This is a genomic window from Phenylobacterium sp., from assembly GCF_030645195.1.
Classification (GTDB): domain Bacteria; phylum Pseudomonadota; class Alphaproteobacteria; order Caulobacterales; family Caulobacteraceae; genus Phenylobacterium.
Genome location: NZ_JAUSLW010000140.1, coordinates 1 through 2,987 on the forward strand (window position 1 = coordinate 1; position 2,987 = coordinate 2,987).

Annotated in this window: 4 protein-coding genes and 1 pseudogene; 2 read left to right on the forward strand and 3 right to left on the reverse strand. The window is 69.5% G+C overall.

All coding sequences use genetic code 11. From position 1 onward, the window contains the following. Positions 1–231: pseudogene (locus Q7T09_RS11595) on the reverse strand (CTP synthetase); the annotation flags it as partial. A gap of 148 nt (positions 232–379) precedes the next feature. Beyond that, positions 380–793, reverse strand: a complete 414-nt coding sequence (gene secG / locus Q7T09_RS11600; protein WP_304699830.1) for a preprotein translocase subunit SecG — start codon at positions 791–793, stop codon at positions 380–382. Between the two features lie 109 nt (positions 794–902). On the opposite strand from secG, the gene Q7T09_RS11605 reads away from it, so the two are divergent. Both Q7T09_RS11605 and Q7T09_RS11610 read left to right on the forward strand, forming a co-directional pair. Further along, complete coding sequence (locus tag Q7T09_RS11605; RefSeq protein WP_304699831.1) at positions 903–1,418, forward strand: GNAT family N-acetyltransferase; 516 nt, start codon at positions 903–905, stop codon at positions 1,416–1,418. A 31-nt stretch (positions 1,419–1,449) separates the two neighbouring features. After that, positions 1,450–1,860 (forward strand): VOC family protein, encoded by a 411-nt coding sequence (locus Q7T09_RS11610; protein WP_304699832.1) that lies wholly within the window; start codon positions 1,450–1,452, stop codon positions 1,858–1,860. 240 nt (positions 1,861–2,100) lie between these two features. Here the strand turns inward: Q7T09_RS11610 and Q7T09_RS11615 are convergent, their stop codons facing one another. Next, positions 2,101–2,979, reverse strand: coding sequence for an oxygenase MpaB family protein (locus Q7T09_RS11615; protein WP_304699833.1), 879 nt, complete (start codon positions 2,977–2,979; stop codon positions 2,101–2,103). Positions 2,980–2,987: the final 8 nt, after the last annotated feature.

Sequence of the window (2,987 nt, forward strand, 5' to 3'; positions counted from 1 at the left end):
GCGCTCGTAGTGGCCCAGGTCCAGGTCGGTCTCGGCGCCGTCGTCGGTCACGAAGACCTCGCCGTGCTGATAGGGGCTCATCGTCCCCGGATCGACGTTCAGATAGGGGTCGAGCTTGCGAAGGCGGACCTTGTAGCCCCGAGCCTGCAGGAGCGCGCCGAGCGCCGCGGAGGCCAGACCCTTCCCCAAGGAGGAGACCACGCCGCCGGTGATGAAAATGTACCGCGTCATGGGCGTTCAGGTTAGCCGTGATTCGCAGCGCGCGCGCTGTGGTGATTCGTGAAACTTGCTTGCGGGCGCAAACGCCGCACCCGGACCCACCCATAGGGGATCACGCCGCGGGCGCGGCGCTGACGCCAGACCGACCATCGCGATCAGATCAGGGGTTGGTCGGGGCGGTCGGGGTGGTCCCCTCCGCCTCGCCGGTGAAGGGGTTGCGGACCTGCGGGGTGGGCGCGGTCAGGGGCGCGGGGGCCGCGCTGGGACTGGCCGGCTGCGGGGGCTGGTTCAGCTTGTTGGGGTCGATGGCGTCGATCTTCATGCGGTCGACGACGGAGTCCGCCGCGCCCTGCCGGCCCGACAGCAGGGTCAGCGCCAGGCTGAGCACGAAGAAGGTGGAGCCGAGGATCCAGGTGACGCGGGTGAGCAGGTCGCCGGCGCCGCGGGCGCTCATGAAACCGGTCGGTCCACCGCCCATGCCGAGCGCCCCACCTTCCGAGCGCTGCATCAGCACCACGGCGATGAGGCAGACGCAGACGATGATGTGGATGGTGAGCAGGATGCCAAGCAGCATGTGTACGTCCGATAGCCTCGGCCTAAGCGGAGCCGAAATGAAGCGCGCGCTCTACCACTGAGATGGCCGCAAGGCCATAGCTAGGGCGTCGCAGTTCGCGGGCAAGACCATGATTCTCGAAACCGAACGCCTGAACCTCCGGCCGCTCGAGGTCTCAGACGCCGATCTGCTGTTCCCCCTGATGAACGACGCCGAGGTCATGGCCCACTGGGACGTGCCCGAAATCGACGATCCCGACCTCGTGCGGGTCATCGTCGCCGGACAGGTGGAGGACATGGCCGCGGGCCGGGCGCTCTACTGGGCCATGCGCACGCTGCGGGGGGACGAGTTCCTGGGCTGCTGCGACCTGTCGGACATCGAGCGTCGGCACAAGCGGGCCGAGGTGGGCTTCATGCTGGGGCGCGGCGCCTGGGGGCAAGGCTACGCCGTGGAGGCCATGCGGGCGGTGATCGCCTACGCCGCCTCCACCGGCCTGCGGCGGCTGACGGCGCGCACCCATCTGGGCAACCGCCGCTCCGACGCCCTGCTGGAGAAGCTCGGCTTCAAGGAGGAAGGCCTGCTGCGCGGCCACGTCCTGCGCGACGGCGACCGCCGCGACTGCCGGCTGTTCGGGCTGCTGCTCTAGCCTGCGGGCCTGGACGGACTATCTGAGACCCATGACCGACCATCCGATCCAACTCGCCGGCTTCGACCACATCGTCCTGCGTATCGGGGACAAGGCGGCGATGATCGCCTTCTACACCCAGGTCCTGGGCTGTTCGGTGGACTGGGACCGGCCGGAGCTTGGCCTCACCCACCTGCGGGCGGGCGTCAGCCTGATCGACCTGGTCACGGTCGACGGGCCCCTCGGGAAGCCGGGCGGCCCGGCCCCGGGCCAGGAGGGCCGCAACCTCGACCACTTCTGCCTGACGGTGAAGGGTTTCGACGAGGCGGTCATCCGGACGCACCTGGCCGCCCACGGCGTGGCCATTAGCGACGAGGGCCAGCGCTACGGCGCCCACGGCGACGGGCTGTCGCTCTATCTGCAGGACCCTGAGGGGAACACGGTGGAGCTGAAGGGGCCTTAGCGACCGGGCTCCAGCGTGGCGACCATGCGACGTCCTTCTCCCCTTGCGGGAGAAGGTGGCGCGCCAGGGCGCGCCGGATGAGGGGTCGCACTCCCCTCTCCATGTTCTCGGCAATGGGGCTGGCCCGAGAGGCCTATCGACCCCTCATCCGACCCTGCTCCGCAGGGCCACCTTCTCCCGCAAGGGGAGAAGGACCAGCCACCCGACCAACTTGATATGACGCGAGATATGACGCGAGGCCTACCGCGCGGATTCCGGCAGCCCCACAGGTTCGGCCGCCCAGAGGTCCGCCAGCAGGCGGTCCTGAGTTCGTCGACCCCGGTAGAGGAAGTCCTCGGGCAGCCCCATGCGCTTGCTCGCCTGACAGGGCGCGGAGTCGCGGACCGGAATCCGGTCGGCCAGCTTGCCGGCGATCTTCAGGGTCAGGCGGTCGGCGGCGGTCAGGTCGTACTCCGGGCCCAGGGCCAGCTTCTCGCGGACGATGGGCGGCAGCAGGGAGACCGAGGCGCGGGCCAGCGCCCGGTGCAGGAACTTCGGCAGGCCCGGGGCGGCCTGACCCGACTGGATGATGGCCAGGAACTCCTCGACGATCGGGTGCGGTTCGAACCGGTCGGCCAGCTTGTCCATCATGCCCAGGAAGTCGGCGGTCGACTTGGGCGAATACTGGACGCCATAGAGCCGGGCGATGGGGCCGCCCTCCTCGTAGAAGCGGGTCTTGTCAGCCTCCGAGACCGGCGAGACGAACTGGTCATAGGCGTTGAGGAATCCGTAGGCCGCCGTGGCGCTGACCCAGTCCAGCAGTTCGGCATCGAGGGCCTTGTAGGCCTCGCCGGCAGGCGTCGCGCCCTTGACCCGGGCGTGCATGTTGGAGACGCCCTGGATCACCCGCCGGGCCGCGCTCTGCGGGCCATAGACCCCCACCATGGCCGCCACGCCCGTGCGCTTGGAGCGGCCGATGGGGTCGGCCTTGTAGGTGGAATGGTCCCAGACCCCGGAACGGATGCGGGCGTCGGCGAACTCCAGCAGCACCGCGGCGACGCCGCCGACGGCGAGCGCGATGGGGTTCTTGTAGACCCGCCAGTGCACCGAGCCGGGATGCAGATAGGCCGCCTCGCCCACCGGCTGGC